The sequence below is a fragment of the Cobetia sp. Ld8 genome, from assembly GCF_045066615.1.
Taxonomy (GTDB): Bacteria; Pseudomonadota; Gammaproteobacteria; order Pseudomonadales; family Halomonadaceae; genus Cobetia; species Cobetia amphilecti.
In genome coordinates, this window is sequence record NZ_JBISHF010000008.1 from 1,049,445 (window position 1) to 1,069,143 (window position 19,699).

18 protein-coding genes are annotated in these 19,699 nt (G+C 61.4%); 7 read left to right on the forward strand and 11 right to left on the reverse strand.

What is annotated here, in order from left to right; translation table 11 throughout:
* Positions 1-103: 103 nt before the first annotated feature.
* On the forward strand, positions 104-1,015 hold the full coding sequence (locus ACJJV2_RS15285; RefSeq protein ID WP_054555293.1) for a LysR family transcriptional regulator: 912 nt from the start codon (positions 104-106) through the stop codon (positions 1,013-1,015).
* A gap of 237 nt (positions 1,016-1,252) precedes the next feature.
* Here the strand turns inward: ACJJV2_RS15285 and ACJJV2_RS15290 are convergent, their stop codons facing one another.
* From ACJJV2_RS15290 to ACJJV2_RS15305, 4 genes are all read right to left on the reverse strand, one after another.
* Positions 1,253-1,459: a cold-shock protein gene (locus ACJJV2_RS15290; RefSeq protein ID WP_043333698.1), complete on the reverse strand. Its 207-nt coding sequence runs from the start codon at positions 1,457-1,459 to the stop codon at positions 1,253-1,255.
* A gap of 214 nt (positions 1,460-1,673) precedes the next feature.
* A complete protein-coding gene (locus ACJJV2_RS15295; RefSeq protein ID WP_043333697.1) occupies positions 1,674-2,123 on the reverse strand; it encodes a lipocalin-like domain-containing protein in 450 nt (149 codons plus the stop codon).
* 24 nt (positions 2,124-2,147) lie between these two features.
* Entirely contained in the window at positions 2,148-3,809 is a 1,662-nt protein-coding gene (locus tag ACJJV2_RS15300; protein ID WP_405282055.1) for an ATP-binding protein, read from the reverse strand.
* Between the two features lie 3 nt (positions 3,810-3,812).
* A complete protein-coding gene (locus tag ACJJV2_RS15305; RefSeq protein WP_394805763.1) occupies positions 3,813-4,517 on the reverse strand; it encodes a response regulator in 705 nt (234 codons plus the stop codon).
* 605 nt (positions 4,518-5,122) lie between these two features.
* Between ACJJV2_RS15305 and ACJJV2_RS15310 the strand changes: the two genes are divergently transcribed.
* From ACJJV2_RS15310 to gnd, 4 genes are all read left to right on the forward strand, one after another.
* A complete protein-coding gene (locus tag ACJJV2_RS15310; protein WP_043334707.1) occupies positions 5,123-8,023 on the forward strand; it encodes a ribonucleoside-diphosphate reductase subunit alpha in 2,901 nt (966 codons plus the stop codon).
* A gap of 280 nt (positions 8,024-8,303) precedes the next feature.
* Positions 8,304-9,557 (forward strand): ribonucleotide-diphosphate reductase subunit beta, encoded by a 1,254-nt coding sequence (locus ACJJV2_RS15315; RefSeq protein WP_043334709.1) that lies wholly within the window; start codon positions 8,304-8,306, stop codon positions 9,555-9,557.
* Between the two features lie 97 nt (positions 9,558-9,654).
* Positions 9,655-11,049, forward strand: coding sequence for a hypothetical protein (locus ACJJV2_RS15320; RefSeq protein ID WP_405282058.1), 1,395 nt, complete (start codon positions 9,655-9,657; stop codon positions 11,047-11,049).
* Positions 11,050-11,148: 99 nt separating this feature from the next.
* On the forward strand, positions 11,149-12,132 hold the full coding sequence (gene gnd / locus ACJJV2_RS15325) for a phosphogluconate dehydrogenase (NAD(+)-dependent, decarboxylating) (protein ID WP_043334711.1): 984 nt from the start codon (positions 11,149-11,151) through the stop codon (positions 12,130-12,132).
* 149 nt (positions 12,133-12,281) lie between these two features.
* Here gnd and ACJJV2_RS15330 read toward each other — a convergent pair whose 3' ends face one another.
* The 6 genes from ACJJV2_RS15330 to ACJJV2_RS15355 form a co-directional block, all read right to left on the reverse strand.
* Positions 12,282-12,824 (reverse strand): TIGR02281 family clan AA aspartic protease, encoded by a 543-nt coding sequence (locus ACJJV2_RS15330; RefSeq protein ID WP_216060141.1) that lies wholly within the window; start codon positions 12,822-12,824, stop codon positions 12,282-12,284.
* Entirely contained in the window at positions 12,821-13,318 is a 498-nt protein-coding gene (locus ACJJV2_RS15335) for a hypothetical protein (protein ID WP_248379892.1), read from the reverse strand. Before ACJJV2_RS15335 ends, ACJJV2_RS15330 begins: the two co-directional genes overlap by 4 nt.
* A 26-nt stretch (positions 13,319-13,344) precedes the next feature.
* A complete protein-coding gene (locus ACJJV2_RS15340) occupies positions 13,345-14,010 on the reverse strand; it encodes an ankyrin repeat domain-containing protein (RefSeq protein ID WP_052384714.1) in 666 nt (221 codons plus the stop codon).
* 342 nt (positions 14,011-14,352) lie between these two features.
* Positions 14,353-15,717: a HAMP domain-containing sensor histidine kinase gene (locus tag ACJJV2_RS15345; RefSeq protein WP_131431216.1), complete on the reverse strand. Its 1,365-nt coding sequence runs from the start codon at positions 15,715-15,717 to the stop codon at positions 14,353-14,355.
* Positions 15,714-16,412, reverse strand: a complete 699-nt coding sequence (locus ACJJV2_RS15350) for a response regulator transcription factor (protein WP_405282062.1) — start codon at positions 16,410-16,412, stop codon at positions 15,714-15,716. The genes ACJJV2_RS15345 and ACJJV2_RS15350 overlap by 4 nt, the downstream gene beginning before the upstream one ends.
* Before the next feature lie 147 nt (positions 16,413-16,559).
* Positions 16,560-17,057, reverse strand: a complete 498-nt coding sequence (locus ACJJV2_RS15355; RefSeq protein ID WP_405282063.1) for a PepSY domain-containing protein — start codon at positions 17,055-17,057, stop codon at positions 16,560-16,562.
* Positions 17,058-17,315: 258 nt separating this feature from the next.
* Between ACJJV2_RS15355 and ACJJV2_RS15360 the strand changes: the two genes are divergently transcribed.
* A complete protein-coding gene (locus ACJJV2_RS15360; protein ID WP_405282065.1) occupies positions 17,316-18,152 on the forward strand; it encodes a hypothetical protein in 837 nt (278 codons plus the stop codon).
* 336 nt (positions 18,153-18,488) lie between these two features.
* Positions 18,489-18,842, forward strand: a complete 354-nt coding sequence (locus ACJJV2_RS15365) for a hypothetical protein (RefSeq protein WP_052384715.1) — start codon at positions 18,489-18,491, stop codon at positions 18,840-18,842.
* Between the two features lie 180 nt (positions 18,843-19,022).
* Here ACJJV2_RS15365 and coq7 read toward each other — a convergent pair whose 3' ends face one another.
* Positions 19,023-19,670, reverse strand: coding sequence for a 2-polyprenyl-3-methyl-6-methoxy-1,4-benzoquinone monooxygenase (coq7, locus tag ACJJV2_RS15370; RefSeq protein WP_043334772.1), 648 nt, complete (start codon positions 19,668-19,670; stop codon positions 19,023-19,025).
* Between the last annotated feature and the right edge of the window lie 29 nt (positions 19,671-19,699).

A 19,699-nucleotide genomic window follows, 5' to 3' on the forward strand; every position in this document is an offset into this window, starting at 1 on the left:
AGTTTCAACTCAACGTTCTCGGCTTGCCTGTCTCAACTGGCCTGTCTCCACTTGCCGTTCACAACACATCTTTCTCAACCTCTCAACATGAGCACCATTCATCATGCTTGAATTGCGCCATCTGCGTACCCTGCTGGCCCTGCGTGATGCTGGCTCGCTGGTCGAAGCCGCGGAGCGTGTCCACCTCACCCAGTCCGCCCTGTCCCATCAGCTGAAGGACCTCGAGGAGCGCCTGGGCGCGCCGCTGTTCATCCGCAAGACGCGCCCCGTGGAGTTCACCCGCGCCGGACAGCGCCTGTTGTCGCTGGCAGAGCAGGTACTGCCGCAGTTCCGCATGGCTGAGCGCGACATTGCCCGCATGGCGGGTAGCGAGCAGGGCCGGCTGCACATGGCCATCGAGTGCCATAGCTGTTTTCAGTGGCTGATGCCGACGGTGGACCGCTTCCGCGATCACTGGCCGGAGATTGAAGTCGATATCCCCTCGGGCCACAGCTTCGCTCCCCTGCAGGCATTGGGCCGCGAGCAGCTGGACCTGGTCATCACCGCCAACCCGGTGGAGATGACCGGCATCCAGTACATTCCGCTGTTCCGCTATGAGGTCATGCTGGCCGTGGCACGCCAGCATGCATTGGCCATCAAGGGCCATGTGGAGCCGCAGGACCTGTGTGACGAGACCTTGATCATCTATCCGGTCGAGCATGATCGCCTGGACGTCTTCACCCAGTTCCTCGAACCGGCCAACGTGAGCCCGCGCGAGATCCGCAGCGCCGAGATGACGGTGATGATGATGCAGCTGGTCGCCAGCGGCCGCGGCGTCACGGCGCTCCCCAACTGGGCGCTGGCCGAGTATCTGACGCGCGATTACGTGCGTGGCCTGTCGCTGGGCGACGGTGTCTGGGCGACACTCTACGCCGCCGTCAGAGAAGATCTGCTCGGCACGCCGTGGATGGACGACTTCCTGCGTACCGCCCGTGAGACATCATTCGAGGTGCTGAGTGGCGTGAAGCCTGCCTGATACCCGAGCCTCAGCGCTTACGAGGAATGGATACACGAAAGCCCCACCACTCGACAGGCCGCAAGGCATCGATTGGTGGGGCTTTCGTGTATCTGCTGATCACTGCCTGTTCGCGCCATATCACTACGGCTACGCAAAAGACTTTTCTTCAGCACAAACAGAACCGCCCCAGCATGAGCTGGGGCGGTTCTTGACATCTATCATCTCAAGCGGAAAGCATTCCGCAATGAGTGATGATCAGTCGATAGCCTTGACGTTGGCTGCCTGCAGGCCTTTCTGGCCCTGGGTCACGTCGAAGGAGACCTGCTGGCCGTCCTGCAGAGTCTTGAAGCCATCAGCCTGGACTTCGGAGAAGTGAACGAACAGATCGTCACCACCGTCAGCCGGAGCGATGAAACCAAAACCTTTAGCGTCGTTGAACCACTTAACTGTACCTGTAGCCATGAGAAATTCCTCTCTGATTAGCATGTTTGAAATAACGGGCATTACCCGAAGAGCGTGGGCAAAGCAAAACCATGCATCAAATCAGCGAGGCTTCTCGGGGCGCTCAAGGCGATTTACCGAGCAGCACAGGCGACTGAGTGGTGCGTCTTGCTATCCAACAGGGGCTACATTGCACGCTAACCCATGATCACGTCAAGCCTTTTCGACAATCACTTCACACAGTCGCCAATCGATGCCACTCCAGCCAGGTCAGGAATCCCCCTTCGGGCAGCTGCAGATTCGGCGCATCGGTGCCCAGCAGCAGGCGGTCTCCCTCGAGCGTGACGCGCCGCACAAGCGTCACCTCATCCCAATCGGCGATCGTGGCCAGCGACAGATGATGGCAGACCTCCTCCCGCTCACTGTCCCACTGCCAGCGCCCACAGTAGGCAAAGCCCTCACGAAAGGCGGCGACCAGCTGATCATCCGTCGGCGCCATTCCCAGAGGCTGACGCTCACAGGACACCAGCTGCACGCTCATATAGCCATTGGCCATGTAATGCAGCTGTCCCTTGCACTCGCCCAGCGGCTCCAGCTCGCGTCCATCCGGCCAGGCATACCAGAAACGCTCGAGCCGCCACGCGCCGATCAAGTCAGGATGCAGTGACAAGGAAGATTCCCGCATGGCCGATTCCTCAAACGGTCGTGATCAGGTGGCGTGCTCGTCCTGGAGTGACGGCGGCTTGACCGGCGGCAAGGGCACAGGCGCCTTGCGTTCCAGCTGACTGGAGGTCAGTGGCAGCAACAGGCTGAAGCGCGCGCCCTTGAGCGACCTGCCCTTGTCCACCACCACACTGCCGCCGTGGGAATGCAGGATCTTCTGCACGATGGAGAGCCCCAGCCCGTAGCCGCCGGAGGCACGCGTACGCGAATCATCCAGGCGCGCGAAGGGCTTGAAGACCTTCTTGCGATCTTCCTCGTTGATGCCGGGGCCATCGTCCTCGACATCGAGCCTGACCACCTGCGGGTCACTGGTGATGCGCACCAGTACACGGGAGTCCGCGTGCCGGCAGGCATTGGAGACCAGATTCTGCAGCGCCCGCTGCAGATAGCGTGCCTCGGCCTCGACTTCCAGCGCCTCGCCTTCGATGCTCAGCAGCAACTCAGGATGCAACGGCGCCAGCGTCTCGCAGACCTGCTCCGCGATCTCGCGGCAATCCACCATGCCGAGGTCCAGCTGGATACCGGCGGCATTGTTGAGGCGTGCGTAGGTCAGGATCTCGTCGATCAGCTTGTCGAGTTCCTCGATGTCGCCGTCTGCGCCCTTTATCTGACGCTGGACGAAATCATCATCGACCATGTCCTCGATCATCTGCAGCGCGAAGCGGATACGCGCCACCGGCGTGCGCAATTCATGTGAGACCGCCCGAATCATGTCCTGCTGCGCGCCCAGCAACCCCTGCACCCGCTCGGCCATGCCATTGAAGGCCATGCCGAGACGCCCGAGAAAGTCATTGGACTCGATGCGTACCCGCGTATCGAGATAGCCGCCCGCGATGCGGGTCGCGGCCTTTTCCAGACGCGTCAGGCGCGCCTCCAGTGAACGCACCACCAGATAGATGACGCCGCCCAGCAGACTGATGACCGCCAGTATCATGGCGATGATCAAGGCCGGCGGTGTCGTCTCGAAGCCGCGAATGGGGCCGACCTTGAGCATGGCGCGGTCCCCCAGACGAGTATAGAGCGCCATCGCCTGGCCGTGACTGGCCACGTTGAGCACCACCCGACCGGCCTCCAGGCGACTGGCCTGCTGCGCATCGAGATTCTGCGGAATGTCCGGCAGCAGCGCGAAGGACAGACCGGAGGCCTGCTGCAGCTGGGCCAGCAAGTCGCTGCGCTGCTCGGCATTCATGGGTTGCAGGGTGTCATGCAGCGACACCATCAACCCGCGCAACTGCCGCTCCGCGAGATGCAGCAACCGGAATTCCAGCACTCTCTCTTCGCCCGGCACCGCCATCAGCAGCTGCCAGCCGGCGTCATCATGCGGCCGCACCAGCGGCCGCCCGGCCTCAAGTCGTCGCTGCTCCCACCAGCTGGGGTCAAAGACCGCCGCCGGTGCCAGCAACAACCGCCCATCCAGGAGGCGGGCGGTCCGATTGAGGAAGGCCCCGCGCTCAGCCTCCGGCGTGGCCGCGATCTGGCTCACCAGCAGGCGCATCGGCGCCGCGCCCAGACGCGTCTGGTAGGCCTCAAGCCGGACCATGTTGGTCAGCTGAAAGCCGCCCAGCGCGATGCCCAGCGTGAGCACCAATGCCACCAGCAAGGCGACATAGACACGCAGGAAGATGCTGTCGGAGAGAGCCCGGCGCATCGTCTAGAGGTCCTTGACGAACAGGTATCCCTTGCTGCGCACCGTCTTGATCCGCTCAGGATGATTGGGGTCATCGCCAATCTTGGGGCGGATGCGCGAGACACGCACGTCGATGGAGCGGTCCTGGCCGTCGTACTTGATGCCGCGCAGCGCAGAGAAGATTTCCTCGCGCGTCAGCACGCGTCCCGCATTCGAGGACAGCAGCCACAGCAGGTCGAACTCGGCACTGGTCAGTTCGATGCGCTCGCGCGCCAACCATGCCTCACGGGTGGCGTTGTCGATCTCGAGATCATTGAACACCAGGCGCGTCTCACCGGCGGCCACTTCGGGGCCATCGGCGCGACGCAGCAAGGCCCGCATGCGTGCCAGCAATACACGCGGCTGCACCGGCTTGGGCACGTAATCGTCGGCGCCCATCTCCAGACCCAGCACCTGGTCCATGTCATCGGTACGCGCCGTCAGCATCAGGATCGGCCCGGCGAACTGAGGCCGCACGCGACGACAGATGGACAGGCCATCCTCGCCCGGCAGCATCAGGTCCAGAATCACGATGTCGGGGCGCAGACTGATGATCAGGTCCACCGCCCGCGCGCCGTCATTCTCGACGCTCACGCGGAAGTTGTTGGCTTCGAGGTATTCGCGCGTCAGTGTCGCCAGACGCTCGTCATCCTCAACAATCAATACATGTTCTTGCGCATTGGTATCCAAGGGCATTCCATCCGCATCGTTGGGTCAACGTGGCCAGCAGCTCACAAGCAGTTACTTTCCTGTGCCACGTCGTAACCTTTTCAGGGTGATTTGTCACGAATGATACGCCAATTTGGGCGTTTACGCGCCAGCAGCGCAGGCACCATCTGCATTGACGGAGCGCAGAAAATTTAACACCTGAACTCTTGACATCCCCCAGCGGCAAGGCCGGATTTTCAACCACACCTTACCCACAAGTTATCCACTTGCACGCCCCACCAAACAACACTATCTTGTGTCCAAAACCAGCTCACACCCCATATGTAGGGTTTTGGCGACGTCGACACCCATAGATCATGGCGACGATTGTCAAGCCCCGAAAGCATGAATCAGCGTATGGGACGGCAGTCAAGCAAGGCTGCTGGAACCGTGTCTCATGAACGCTATCAGGCTCAGCCCGGGCGCCGATTGCCCCGCCTGAGCCTGATCGAGTTTCTCGACGACAAGGCTGACGACGACAGAATATCCCCGGGCGCCGGCAGGAATTTCCAGCCTGCGCCCCGATACGAATTGCCCTCGAGCCCTAACGGGCAACGATTCACCTTCAGACGATTCAGGAAGGCGTCATGGATTCCACTTTCAGCACCGATCAGGCGACAGTCGACGTGACTGCCCCCCAGCGCCTGCGCGTCATCAAGCGCAATGGCGATGTTGCGGCCTTCGACGCCAGCAAGATCTCCGTCGCTCTCTCCAAGGCGTTCATCGCCGTGGAAGGCGATCAGGTCGAGTCCAGCTCGCGCATCCGCGACCTGGTTCAGCAGCTGACCAGCCAGATCACCGACGCCTTCCAGCGTCGCATGCCTGACGGTGGCACCCTGCACATCGAAGACATCCAGGATCAGGTCGAGCTGGCGCTGATGCGTTCCGGCGAGCACAAGGTCGCCCGTGCCTATGTGCTGTACCGCGATGAGCACGCTCGTGCCCGCAGCGCCCAGAGCGACGGCATCGCCAAGCCGCACCCGACCATCAACGTCACGCACCTCGACGGCAGCGTGCGCCCGCTGGATCTGGGCCGTATCGAGACCCTCGTCTTCGATGCCTGCGCAGAGCTTTCCAACGTCGATGCCCAGAAGATCGTCGATGACTCCCTGAAGAATCTGTACGACGGCGTGCCGGTCGATGGCGTGTCCACCGCGCTGATGATGACCGCGCGTACGCTGGTCGAGAAGGACCCGAACTACACCTACGTCACCGCCCGCCTGCTGCAGGACAACCTGCGCCGCGAAGCCCTGAGCTTCCTCAAGGTCGCTGACGAGGCCACCTTCGGCGAGATGAAGGACCACTACCCGGTCGCCTTCAAGGCCTACATCGAGAGCGGCATCGCCTTCGAGCAGCTGGACGAGCAACTGGCCACCTTCGATCTGGAGCGTCTCGGCGCGGCCATCGATCACACGCGTGACAACCAGTTCACCTACCTCGGCCTGCAGACCCTGTACGACCGCTACTTCCTGCACCAGAACGACGTGCGCTATGAGCTGCCGCAGGTCATGTTCATGCGTGTCGCCATGGGCCTGTCCCTGAACGAGGAAGACCGCGAAGGCCGTGCCATCGAGTTCTACGAGCTGCTGTCCAGCTTCGACTACATGGCTTCCACGCCGACGCTGTTCAACGCCGGTACCCGTCGCAGCCAGCTGTCCAGCTGCTACCTGACCACCGTGCCGGACGCCCTCGACGGCATCTACGGCGCCATCCGCGACAACGCCATGCTCTCCAAGTGGGCGGGTGGTCTCGGCAATGACTGGACGCCGGTGCGTGCGCTGGGCTCCTACATCAAGGGCACCAACGGCAAGTCCCAGGGCGTCGTGCCCTTCCTGAAGGTCGTCAACGACACCGCCGTTGCCGTCAATCAGGGTGGCAAGCGCAAGGGCGCCGTCTGTGCCTATCTGGAAACCTGGCACATGGACGTCGAGGAATTCCTCGACCTGCGCAAGAACACCGGTGATGACCGTCGTCGTACCCACGACATGAACACCGCCAACTGGGTGCCGGACCTGTTCATGAAGCGTGTCTTCGATGACACCGAGTGGACCCTGTTCTCGCCGTCCGACTGCCCGGACCTTCACGACCTCTACGGCGCGGCCTTCCAGGCGCGTTACGAGCAGTACGAGGAGATGACCCGTCAGGGCCAGCTGAAGCTGTTCAAGCGCGTCAAGGCGCGTGATCTGTGGCGCAAGATGCTCTCCATGCTGTTCGAGACCGGCCACCCGTGGATCACCTTCAAGGACCCGTGCAACCTGCGCAGCCCGCAGCAGCACGCCGGTGTCGTGCACTCGTCCAACCTGTGCACCGAGATCACCCTCAACACCTCCGAGGACGAGATCGCGGTCTGCAATCTGGGCTCGATCAACCTGGCGCAGCACGTCATCGACGGCAAGCTGGATGGCGACAAGCTCAAGAAGTCGGTGCGTACCGCCGTGCGCATGCTCGATAACGTCATCGATATCAACTACTACGCCGTACCGCAGGCGCGTCGCTCCAACATGCGTCACCGCCCGGTCGGCCTCGGTATCATGGGCTTCCAGGATGCGCTCTACGCGCAGTCCATCGCCTATGCCTCCGAAGAAGCCGTGACCTTCGCCGACGAATCCATGGAACTCGTCAGCTATCACGCCATCGAAGCTTCCAGTGATCTGGCCGCCGAGCGTGGTCGTTACGAGAGCTTCGACGGTTCGCTGTGGAGTCAGGGCATCCTGCCGATCGATTCCATCGAGAAGCTCAAGACCGAGCGTGGCGCCGACTACATCGAGATGGACGAAAGCCAGACCCAGGACTGGGACTACATCCGCGAGAAGGTCCGCACCCAGGGCATGCGCAACTCCAACGTGATGGCGATCGCGCCGACCGCGACGATCTCCAACATCTGTGGTGTCTCGCAGTCCATCGAACCGACCTACCAGAACCTGTTCGTCAAATCGAACCTGTCTGGCGAGTTCACCGTGGTCAACGCCTACATGGTCAACGACCTCAAGGCGCGCGGCCTGTGGGACGAGGTCATGATCAACGACCTCAAGTACTACGACGGCAGCGTGCAGCCGATCGAGCGCATCCCGGAAGACCTCAAGGCGCTGTACGCCAACGCCTTCGAAGTCGAGCCGAAGTGGATCGTCGAAGCCGCCTCGCGTCGTCAGAAGTGGATCGATCAGGCCCAGTCCCTGAACCTGTACATCCAGGGCGTGTCCGGCAAGAAGCTGGACGTGACCTACCGCATGGCATGGTTCCGTGGCCTCAAGACCACCTATTACCTCCGTGCTCTGGGTGCGACCGCCGTGGAGAAATCCACCGTCGATCGCAGCAAGCACAACGCCGTCGGCAATGCACCGACTCCGGCACCTGCTCCCGCGCCGACCCCGGCACCGGAAGCCAAGCCGGAACCGCGCGGCATCGAAGACTTCCTGCAGGGCAAGAGCGGCCAGCGCGCCCCCTCCGCCAGCAACATCGATGAGTTGGGCTGTGAGGCCTGTCAGTAAGCGATTGCGCCAGACCCGAGTCCGCTGACGACGCTGACTCACCGCCTGCCAGGACACACCTTGCGGGCGGACTGCGGCAAATCCACAAGACCGAGCCCCGCTCGGTCTTGTGCCGCCACCAACAATCACTGCCTCCTGACATTCCCTCGAAACAAGCCCGGGCCTGACTCCCTGTGGGAGCCACGCCACTCGATGGCGCTCGCGTCGTAGAACGCACCGCCCCTGCCTTTTCGTCACGCTGACTGCCCGCGTGACCATCACCGAACACGAGGAACGCAACATGTTGAACTGGGACGATTTCCACGAAGACGAAGCCCCCGCTGCCGAGAAGCCGGCGACGGCCAAACCGGCGCCGCAGGCCGAAGCTCCCGCCGCTGCCCCGGCGGCTGACGCTGTCGTCGCGAGCGAGAACAGCGAAGGCTACGCGATCAGCGATGCCGAGCGCATCGCCCGCGCCCAGCAGGCGCTGGACGATCTCGACGTGGCCAAGGGTCTGGAAGAACTGGAAATGGGTGCCCAGCGCATTCAGGTCGACGAGAAGCGCATGATCAATGCGCGCGCCGACGTCAACCAGCTGGTGCCCTTCAAGTACGACTGGGCATGGCAGAAGTACCTCGACGGCTCCGCGAACCACTGGATGCCGCAGGAAGTGAACATGAACGCGGACATCGCGTTGTGGAAGAGCCAGGACGGCCTGACCGAAGACGAGCGCCTGATCGTGATGCGCTCGCTGGGTTACTTCTCCACTGCCGACTCGCTGGTCGCCAATAACCTGGTGCTGGCCGTCTACAAGAACATCACCAACCCGGAGTGCCGCCAGTACCTGCTGCGTCAGGCCTTCGAAGAGGCGATCCACACCCACGCCTACCAGTACTGCATCGAGTCACTGGGCATGGACGAAGGCGAAGTCTTCAACATGTACCGTGAAGTGGACTCCGTGGCGCGCAAGTCCGCCTGGAGCCTCAAGCACACCCAGGCGCTGGCGCGTGCCGACTTCCACACCGGTACACCGGAAGCGGACCAGGAATTCCTGCGCAACCTGATCGGCTTCTACGCCGTCACCGAAGGCATCTTCTTCTACTGCGGCTTCTCCCAGATCCTGTCCATGGGTCGTCGCAACAAGATGACCGGCGTCGCCGAGCAGTTCCAGTACATCCTGCGTGACGAGTCCATGCACCTGAACTTCGGCATCGACGTGATCAACCAGATCAAGGTCGAGAATCCGCACCTGTGGACCGCCGAATTCCAGGACGAAGTCACCCAGATGATTCTGGAAGGCACCCAGCTCGAGATCGAATACGCGCGTGACACCATGCCGCGCGGCGTACTGGGCATGAACGCGGCCATCATGGAGGAATACCTCCACTTCATCTGCAACCGTCGCCTCGCGCAGCTGGGCCTCAAGGAGCAGTTCCCGGGCGCCAAGAACCCGTTCCCGTGGATGTCCGAGATCATCGACCTGCGCAAGGAGAAGAACTTCTTCGAGACGCGCGTCACCGAATATCAGGTCGGCGGTGCCCTGAGCTGGGATTGATTTTTTAGCTTATAGAAGGAGGGGGGCAGCCCCCCCTCTTCTATAAACACAGCAATAGAACATCCCTTTTAAGATAATAAAATCTGAGGGCTTAATATTGAACACAATAGATAATAGCGAAGCTATTAACAGCATTAAGAATTTCAACTTAAAACCTACCACGAACATCTCGTTCAATTTTTTCAACAATCAAAACAGAAAGTTAACAAAACTATTAAACCCTTCTTCAAACTCAGTTTTGCAAGGGCAATCTAAATGGTATCATCTCTCTCTTCAAGAACCCGTTTTTATATCAAAAATCACAATACTACTATCCGGCTATTCGAATTCAAACAAATTCGACATTGAGTACTCATCAAAAAATCATAATATAAAAGCAGCACGATCTATAAAAGTTAACGACAATACTGTTACTATAGCTCCCAACGCGTTCGTAACAGAATTCTGCTTTAAGCCTGAAAAAAGGTACCTTGAAGAAACTACTATTCAGAAAATTGAAGTTCATGGCTACACTCAGGAAGGCTTCCTAGAGGTGTGCCAGGATCTTTCTAATCTAGAAAAGCTAAAAGAAAGAATAATTTCGGAAATAGAAAAAAACACTAGCCCAGCTATAACTCAAGCAAATGCACAAATTGAACTAGCACAAGATAGAATAAATAAAGCTGATTATCTAGAAGAGCAAAAGTCCGATTTAGAAAATGAAATATCTAATTATAAGCAAGAATGTGAGGATTTAGGACTTAAATTAAACGATTTAGAAAAAATAGTTAGCACCAAAAAATCTTATATAGATGAGCTGAAACAAGAAGAAAAAAACACTATAACAAGACAACAAGAACTAAATAATATCATCGAACAAAGAACTAGCACACAAAGAGAGCTTAATACTCAGATAGCAAGCAAAGAAACCGAATTATCCAAATTAAAGGATAACATCAATCTATTTCCAAGTGAATTAAGTCAGTTTGTACGGCAGAGCGCCTTAACCAATAGCCGCTATATGTGGATGGCTCTATTGCCAATACTAATAATATCTCTTATCACTGTCGCCCTATTTAATAACGCTGCTGATCTAACAGTCTTATACAAGCGCCCAGAGAATATCGATATACTTTCAATTTTGATCACGCGAATGCCTTATGTGATAATAGCTGCCGCCATTATCCATTCATGCTACAAAATTGCTAAAATATTTATATCAGAGATAATAAAAACAAATAAACAGGGACTCAATCTATCTAAAATAAGCATAATAGCTACAGATGTATCTAAAGCTTCCAGCCAAGGCCTGTCTCTCACTGACACGGAAAAATTTCATCTAAGGACGCAACTAAAGATGGACTTGCTCAGGGAACACTTAAAAGACTACATACAAAATGATTACAAATACTCATTGGATACAAAAACACAAAATCATTCGAAGGTAAAAGACAGTAAAAAAACTGAACTTGAGCCGGAAAACGAAATAGAGGGCGTAAATATCAACGAGTAAGCCATGTCATTGATATGGCCCGTTTTTGCGTCCAGCGCCCGCACAGGGTAGGCTTCGCGCCGTCCCGACTCTCCCCGGCTTCACGTGAAAGGAACGAACATGCAACTCGGTATCATCGGACTCGGCCGCATGGGCGGCAATATCGCTCGTCGCTTGATGCGCAATGGCCACGAAGTGGTCGCCCATGATCGTGACGCGGCAATCGCACAGTCACTGGTCGCCGACGGTGCGACGCACGTCGATAGCCTCGTGGAACTGGTTCAGCAGCTCGAGGCGCCGCGCGCCGTCTGGGTCATGCTGCCGGCGGGCGAGATCACCGAGCAGACCATCGCCACGCTTGCCGAGCTGATGGAAGCCGGCGACACCATCATCGATGGCGGCAACACCTTCTACAAGGACGACATCCGCCGTGCCACGGCCCTCAAGCTGAAGGGCCTGAACTACGTCGATGTGGGCACTTCCGGCGGCGTGTGGGGCCTGGAGCGCGGCTACTGCATGATGATCGGTGCCGAGAAGGCCGTGTTCGAGCATCTCGAGCCGCTGTTCGATACCCTCGCCCCGGGCTATGGCGATCTCGAGCGCACCAAGGGCCGCAACGCCCCGGATGAGCGCGCCGAGCGCGGCTACATCCACGCCGGCCCGGTCGGCGCCGGTCACTACGTGAAGATGGTCCATAACGGCATCGAGTACGGCCTGATGCAGGCTTATGCCGAGGGCTTCGAGCTGATGCAGAGCAAGGGCTCCGACGCCCTGCCGGAAGATCAGCGCTTCGACCTCAATCTGGCCGATATCGCCGAGGTGTGGCGTCGTGGCAGCGTGGTGTCTTCCTGGCTGCTCGACCTGACCGCCCAGGCACTGGCCGGTGACGAGCGTCTGGACCACTACAGCGGTGCCGTCTCCGACAGTGGCGAAGGCCGCTGGACCGTCGATGCCGCCGTCGAGCAGGGTGTCGCGGTGCCGGTGCTGGCCAATGCGCTGTTCTCGCGCTTCAGCTCGCGCAAGGAAAACACCTACGCCAACCGCCTGCTGTCAGCGATGCGCTTCGGCTTCGGTGGCCATGTCGAGCCGCCCAGGAAAGACTGAGCACCTGCTCTGACACCCCAGACGTGAAACGCCCCGCTCATGGTGATCATGAGCGGGGCGTTGTCGTTTGCGGGGCCTGCTGGCAGAGCGGTGGAGTGTCAGCTGCCCTTCTTGCCAGCCCTGTCAGCCATCTGTGTCAGCCACTGGCGTTATCGGCCGCCGCCAGCGCCATCCACCGGCGTCAGCGTCATCTGCTGACCGCGCATGTTGATATCGAACTCCCCCAGGAAACTCATACCCAGCAGCACCACCTCATCGTGCATGCCCGGCACGATGGCCCCGCGCACCTCGCGCTGGCTGAGCCCCGCCAGACTGACAGCGTCCAGTGTGGTCAGGGCACCGTGGCTGACGCCATTGGCGGTAGTGAAGCGCGCATCCCGCCCGCGTGGCAACTGCAGGCGCTCGGCCAGCGCTTCGGACACCGAGACATAGGTGGCGCCGGTATCGAGCAGGAAGGTCACCGGTTGATCATTGATCGTGCCGGGGGCCACGAAGTGCCCTGAGCGATTGCGCGACAGCGTCAGTGGCTCGCCAGATGACAGCGACTGGCCAGCCAGCGAGGCATTGGGCCGGGTGCGCTCATCAAGCTGGCCCTGAAACCACCACACCAGCATGGCGAGAATCAGCGCCCAGCACAGCACCAGCATGCCGACACCATAACGGCGGGTCGCGCCGCCCCCTGAATCACTCATCCACCACCACCCCGCAACAGCAGACGCAGGCCGACGGCGCACAGTGCGAAGCCGAGAATCAACGGCACCCCGATCAGCCAGCCGCGCGTCCCCGGCAGACTGGCCTCATGCGGGGCATCGAGGCGATAGACCAGCGCCACGCTCTCCCCCACGGCGGGTGTCGGCGAGGGCACCGCCAGCGGCGAGATGATCTCGTGCCAGCCATCACGCTGATCCTGATAGCGCACCACGGGCGCATACTGGATCGACTCGATATTGAAGCGCCCACCCGGCGGCAGCCCCGCCATCGCCAGAGCCTCATCCTCGCTGAGTTTGCCACCCTTGGGCAGATGGATCGGGCCACGCCCTTCGACGTGCAGCGTGCGGTCGTGGTTGATGACCTCGCCCATCACCTGCGCGCTGTTGCGGGCGAAGGACTGCGCCTGCTGCCAGCGATAGCCACCGAGCAGCAGCAAGGCGATGCCGATGATGATCAGTCCCCAGGTCAACGCCATGCGATGCCTCCTTGTGGTCGGTGCCATCATGCACGACGCGGTGTCGAGGTACGGGCCTGGACGTCGTCGCTCACGTCATGGGCAACGCCCTGCTCGTGTCCGCCGGCCGCTTCCAGCCTCTCGCTCAGCGCCTCGAACTGGCGCCAGCGCGCATGCGCCAGCGGCGTGACACCTTCGGCGTCCGCCAGATTGACGTCGGCACCGTGGGCCAGCAGCTGCTCGACGACCCGTTGATAGTCAACGCCGCCATCCCCCAGCAACACGGCCTCGATCAGTGCCGTCCAGCCGAGCGTATTCTGGTGATTGACGTCGACATCGGTCTCCTCGAGCAGCTGACGGCAGATATCGGCATGGCCACGCTCACTGGCCGACATCAGCGCAGTGGAAGAGAAACGATTGAGCACCGTCGCCGAGGCGCCATGCGCCAGCAGCCGGCTCAGGCAGCGGCCATAGCCGAGTGCGGCCGCGGCCAGCAGGGGCGTGTCGTGCAGGGCATCGGTCTGCTCGCAATCGGCGCCGGCGGCCAGCAGGGCCTCCACCGCCTCCGGCTGATTGGCCTGCACCGCGACCAGCAATGGAGAGCGCCCGCGATAATCCACGTCATTGACTCGCTCGTGCGCATCGGGAGCGGCCAATGCCTGTGCCAGGCCCTCCAGATCGCCATGCTGAGCACACATTGTCATGTCCTTCATCACCACCTCCTGACGCCCGGCAACGGATGCTTACTCTCTGACAGCCTATGCGATCCTGAGCGTGACCGTTAGCCCTGCCAGCGTTCAATCGGCGCCTTGAGCATCGTCGATCAGGCATGGCGTGGTGAATGACAGGCAAAAAAAAAGCGCTCCCGAAGGAGCGCCAGTTCGTCATCACCGTAGGGCGCGGCAGACGAGACTCAGAAACGAAGCCCGTCCGGCTGCCAGCCGGACACCGTCAGAATACGGTGTCGTCCTGGCCGCGCCCAATCATCTCTCGGGATGGCTGTGATAGCGCTGAGCTATCAAGACAAGATCGCCGATAAACGAGGCGGCGCCCTGTCACTCCGTCGGCTGCGCCCCGACCAAAGGGGAGCTCGGCAGCCAGACGCGTGCCGCCAGGCCGCCCAGGCTGGAGCGCTCAAGTGCCAGCTCGCCCCCGTAGAGCGCCATCAGATCATCGACGATCGCCAGCCCCAGACCGGAACCGGAGCGCCCCTCATCAAGACGCGCCCCACGCCCCAGCGCGGCGGCGCCCTCTTCTTCATTCATGCCGGGGCCATCGTCCTCGATGATCAACAGCACGCCGCCATCGCGGGTCTCGCTGCTGACGCGCACCTGCTGGCGAGCCCACTGCAAGGCGTTCTCGAGCAGGTTGCCGACCATTTCCTGCAGGTCCTGCGGGTCGACCCGCACGCTGGCGTCGTCCTCCAGCGCCAGACTGAGCGTGATGCCACGCCGGCTCGCCAAGCGCCCGAGTCCCTCGAAGACCGGCCCCGCCGCCTCACGCAGGCTGATGCGCCCGCTGAGGTGCGCGCCACCCGCGGCACTGGCACGCGCCAGATGGTGGCGAACGGCTTCATCGATGCGCTTGAGCTCGGCGTCGATCCGCGCACGGTCCTCGCCGTCGAAGCGCTCGGACTGGGCCTTGAGCACGCTGACCGGCGTCTTGAGCGCATGCGCCAGATTGCCGGCCGCCGCACGCCCGCGCTCGATCAAGCGCTGATCTCGCTCGAGCACGGCATTGATGGCGCGGGTCAGCTCGGTCAGCTCCGGCGGCAGACGGGTCTCTTCCAGCCGCTCCGCCTCGCCATCGGCGACCTTCTTGAGGCGAGCCCGCAGGCGCCGCAGAGGCGCCAGCCCCCAGCTGATCTGCGCGGCAGAGCCGCACACCAAAAGCGATGCCAGCGCGACCAGCGCACCCGCCAGCAGCCACTCGAAGCGCGCGACCTCGGCGTCGACCTCGCTACGACTGGCCGCCACCATCACGTGCAGTGGCTGGTTGCGGCCGGGCAGGCGGATATCGCGCTCGAGGGAGCGCAACACCTGATGGCGCGGGCCCTTGAGGTCACGACTGATGATGACGCCCTTGTCCATGTCTTCCAGCGGCGGCAGGCGTTGGTCCCACAGCGAGCGCGACGTCAGCACATTGCCGTTGCGGTCGGAAATCTGCCAGTACCAGCCCGAATAGGCCTGATCGAAGCGCGGGTCGCCCAGCGAGCGGGTCAGGCCGGGGCGGCCCTTCTCGCGGTCGAACTGGATGGCGGCGATCAGCACCTTCGACAGCGACAGCAGGCGCTGGTCGAAGGCGGTAGTCACGGCGTCACGGAAGCTCCAGGCCAGACCGAGTCCAGTCAGCGGCATGACGATCAAGGCAATGACCAGCGAGCCGCCCAGCAAGCGGCGGCCGACGGACAGTGGCTTCATGCGTCGCTGCCATTCGCCGGCGTCTGTGTCTCGGCGTCCGGATCACGCAGACGATAGCCACGCCCGCGCAGCGTCTCGATGCGCTCGGCACCCAGCTTGCGGCGCAGACGGCTGATCTGCACGTCGATGACGTTGGAATCGGGTTCGTGGTCGCGGTCATAGACATGCTCGACCAGTTCAGAACGGCTGACCACACCGGGCACGGCGTGCATCAGGTGCATCAGCAGGCGCGTTTCCTGGGCGGTCAGCGACACGGGGCGCCCCGCCAGGCTGACGGTACCGCCGTGGGTGTCGCAGGCCAGATCACCCAGCTTGAGCACGGGGTGGGCATGGCCGCGAGAGCGACGCACCAGGGCGCGCAGACGGAAGATGACCTCGGCGGTCTCGAAGGGCTTGGTGACGTAATCATCGGCGCCGGCAGAGAAGCCGGCAGCCTTGTCAGACCAGCGCTCGCGCGCGGTCAGCACCAGCACCGGCACCTCGATGCCGGCCTCTCGCCACTGGGCCAGCCAGCGCGTGCCATCACCGTCCGGCAGGCCGAGATCCAGCACTACGGCATCGTAGCTCTCGGTCTGGATCAAAAAGTCGGCGTCTCCCCCGGTGGTGGCATGCTCGACCAGTACATCGGCCTCCCCCAGGCGCGCCATCAGCGCTTCGGCCAACGGCATGTCATCTTCAACCAGCAATATCTTCATCGATTCTCGGGCTCCTGACGCAAGCGGCGTTCTACCGGTGGCGCAATGGACAATGGCACTAGCATACCGTTCCTCAGGGCCGCCAGGCACCCTCGGCGCCCTTGTCACAGCCTGCGCTGGCACTGCCTGGCCACTGCCTGCCTCGCCTTACTGACTCTCGACCTCGGCATTGGCGCCGTCAGTCACGAGCGGCGCGTCGTCCGTCTCGGGCAAGGGCCTGGTCAGGGGCTCGGACAAGGAACCGCTGCCAGCGCGACGCATGGCATCCAGATTGACGCCGCGCACCTCACGCAGGCTGCCATCCGAGGCGCGCACGGTGAATCTGGCCATCTGGCCCTGTGGCCCGAGCATCTCGACCTCATAGATCAGCTCGCCATGCGTCTCTTCGAGTTCCACCTCGACCACCTGCCCCAGCCAGTCGCGCTCGAGGCTATCGAGCAGCTCGGACAACGAAATGACACGTCCGGCGGCGACTTCGTCGTGCAGGCTGCGCCAGCGCTCGCTGTCACACAGCGCATGCGGCGGCAGTGCCAGTGCTCCGACCAGCAGGCTCCCGAGCCCGAAGCACAGCCAGACATAGCGTTGCCGCCATTGACTGCCACGCGCTGCACGGGCGTCTGGCTGAGCCTTGTGGGGAGTCTGCATGAAGAGGAACCTCGTGAATGACGGCGGGGCTGGTGTGCGCCCAAGGCGGGCGCTTGCGCGTGGCGCTCAATCTAGCAACGGAATGTGCAATCAAACCTGCGTTGGAACAACGCGGACCAACGCTAGAGCAACCACTGACCCTGTGATGCAGAGACTGACAGGAGGCAATGAACCTCAGATGAATTCACGTCTCAGCGTCGCGCAAGGTCGCCTGGCCCACAGTGAGTGCCATGCCCAGCCATCCTTGAGGAGGGTGTCATGTCCCCATCAGCCGCGTCCCGTATTGCTCCCGTTCGTGAATCAGACTCCGCATCCCGGCAGCCGCCGTCCTCGGCCGCAGGTGCCGCCCCGTCACGCTTCTGGCTCGCCAGCCGCGCAGTCCAGCACTGGCGACACGGCCTGGGCGTCAGCGCACTCGGCCTGATGCTGGGTTCGGTTCCCGCCTATGCCAATGGCATCGAGGACCTGCCGGTGCGCCATCAGCTGTCGGCGGCAGAACTCTCGACCGCAGGGCTCTCTGCAAATGGGCCCTCGACCAGCGAGCACTCAGATGACGGCAAGGCGCACGCCATGCTCGGCGATGATGCCGGGGATAGCGCGCTGGACACGGCCGCCACCCGCACAGCCGGTAAGCCTGCGACAGATAACTCTGAGGCCGCGACTACTCAAGGGCTCGCGCCAGAGCTGCTCACGCAGATGATGATCCACGCCAGTCGCAAGGGCATGATGGAATTCAGTACGATGGATATCCGCGACGATCATGTTCAGTTCACGGGCTGGGGGCATAATGGGTGGCAGATGGAACTGGCCATCAATCTCGCCGATGGAGAATTCATCAGCGAAGCGCTGCGCCAGAGTGATTCCGCGCCCGGCGACAAGGCCATCGATGGCGACAGCATGCGCCAGACCTTGAATTTTGCCGCTGTCGACGGCATCAAGAGTGTACAGAGCGTCGAAGTCGCTGCGCACGCCACCCAGATTCACGGGCGCGATGCGCAAGGCAGGCCGCAACGGATGACATTGAACATGCCGCTGCCGGGCAACGCTCTCAACCTCGCCGCCAGCGTATCCATGAATCCGGATTACCGGCCGTGAACTGATCGACCCGCTTGTCCAGCCGCCGTGCCTTGAAGTGGTTCGAGGACTGAACCCGACATCCAGCGCTGGATCAACGCCGAAGCCGCTTGACGGCAACGATGCCAACTTCGATGCTGAACGAGTCAACCGGCCGCCCGATGCCATCAAGCGCCTCATGCAAAAGTGCGTCGCATCGAGCCCCACTTACCCATCCCCCGGCCCAGAGCACGAATGCCCGTTGCGCCGGGAGGGCAATACCCCTGTTTCCTGACCCGATATCCCCGACCACCCACTTTCACCTATCGGGTCATCCTCGCCCGGCCTGACGGCCCGGCTCTATCGTGGAGAAGACACATGCAAGGCCAACAGCACAACACTCTGTGGAACCAGGCTCGCCAATGGCAGGCCAATGCAGGCAACCAACGCCCCTCCAATGGCCTGTCCGGCCTCAAGCTGGTCGCCGCCTGGCTGATCGGTGGCGTGGTCATGATCTTCAGCCTGTTCGCGGCGCTGGTGATGATGGTACTCGGCATCATCATGCTGCCCTTCATCCGCCGTCGCATGAAAAAGCGCATGAGCGAGATGCAGCAGCGCATGCAGGAGGCCCAGGACAAGGCCAGTGGCCGCCAGAACTACTCGCGTGATGCCACGCGTGAAGACGGCAGCAGCACCGAGACGCTGGACGGTGAATACCAGGTCAAGGAATAAGCCCTGACGCCAGAGACCGCTGAGCGTCTCACATTGGCCGACTCGCACTGGCCGATTCGCAATGATCGTCTCGTATTGATCATCACGACGTTCGCCCAAAACACAAAGGCCGCCCCATGGGGCGGCCTTTGTGTTTTGCAGCGTCCTGAAGCTGCCAAGGCAAGCTCCGGCGTCTGACCATCACACCCGATAGACGCTGGCCGTCATCACCTTGGACATCAGGCGCATGGCGCTCTTCAGCGGCCCCGGGAAGCGATGACCACCGGCTTCCAGTGCCCACTGCTCATGATGGGCTTCGTCGATTTCCATCTGGCGCAACACGGCACGTGAGCGCTGATCGCCCTCGGGCAGCGTCTGCTGGTGCTTCGACAGGTGCTCGCCGACCAGCTCTTCGGTCGCGGCCACGAACCCGAGGCTGACCTTGTCATTGATGGCACCAGCCGCTGCACCGAGGGCGAAGCTCGTCATGTAGAACAGCGGATTGAGCAGGCTGGTATTGGCATCCAGCTCGACGAGTCGTGCATCGCACCAGGCCAGGTGGTCGATCTCTTCCTGGGCAGCCAGCTCCATCTGCGTGCGCGTCTCGGGCAGACGCGCCGTGAATCCCTGACCCTGATAGAGCGCCTGGGCACACACCTCGCCGGTGTGATTGATGCGCATCAGGCCAGCGGCGTGCTGGCGCTCTTCGTCACTGATCGCTTCGTCATGGATGTCGCCCGCCGGAGAGGGACGCGACGGCTGGGCGGCATGCGGCACCAGGGTACGCAGTACGGTGTCGAACTGATGGATCAACTGATCGGCGCGGCTGTGATGACGTTGCGCCGAAATGGCATCGGAATGCGGCATGGGAAGACTCC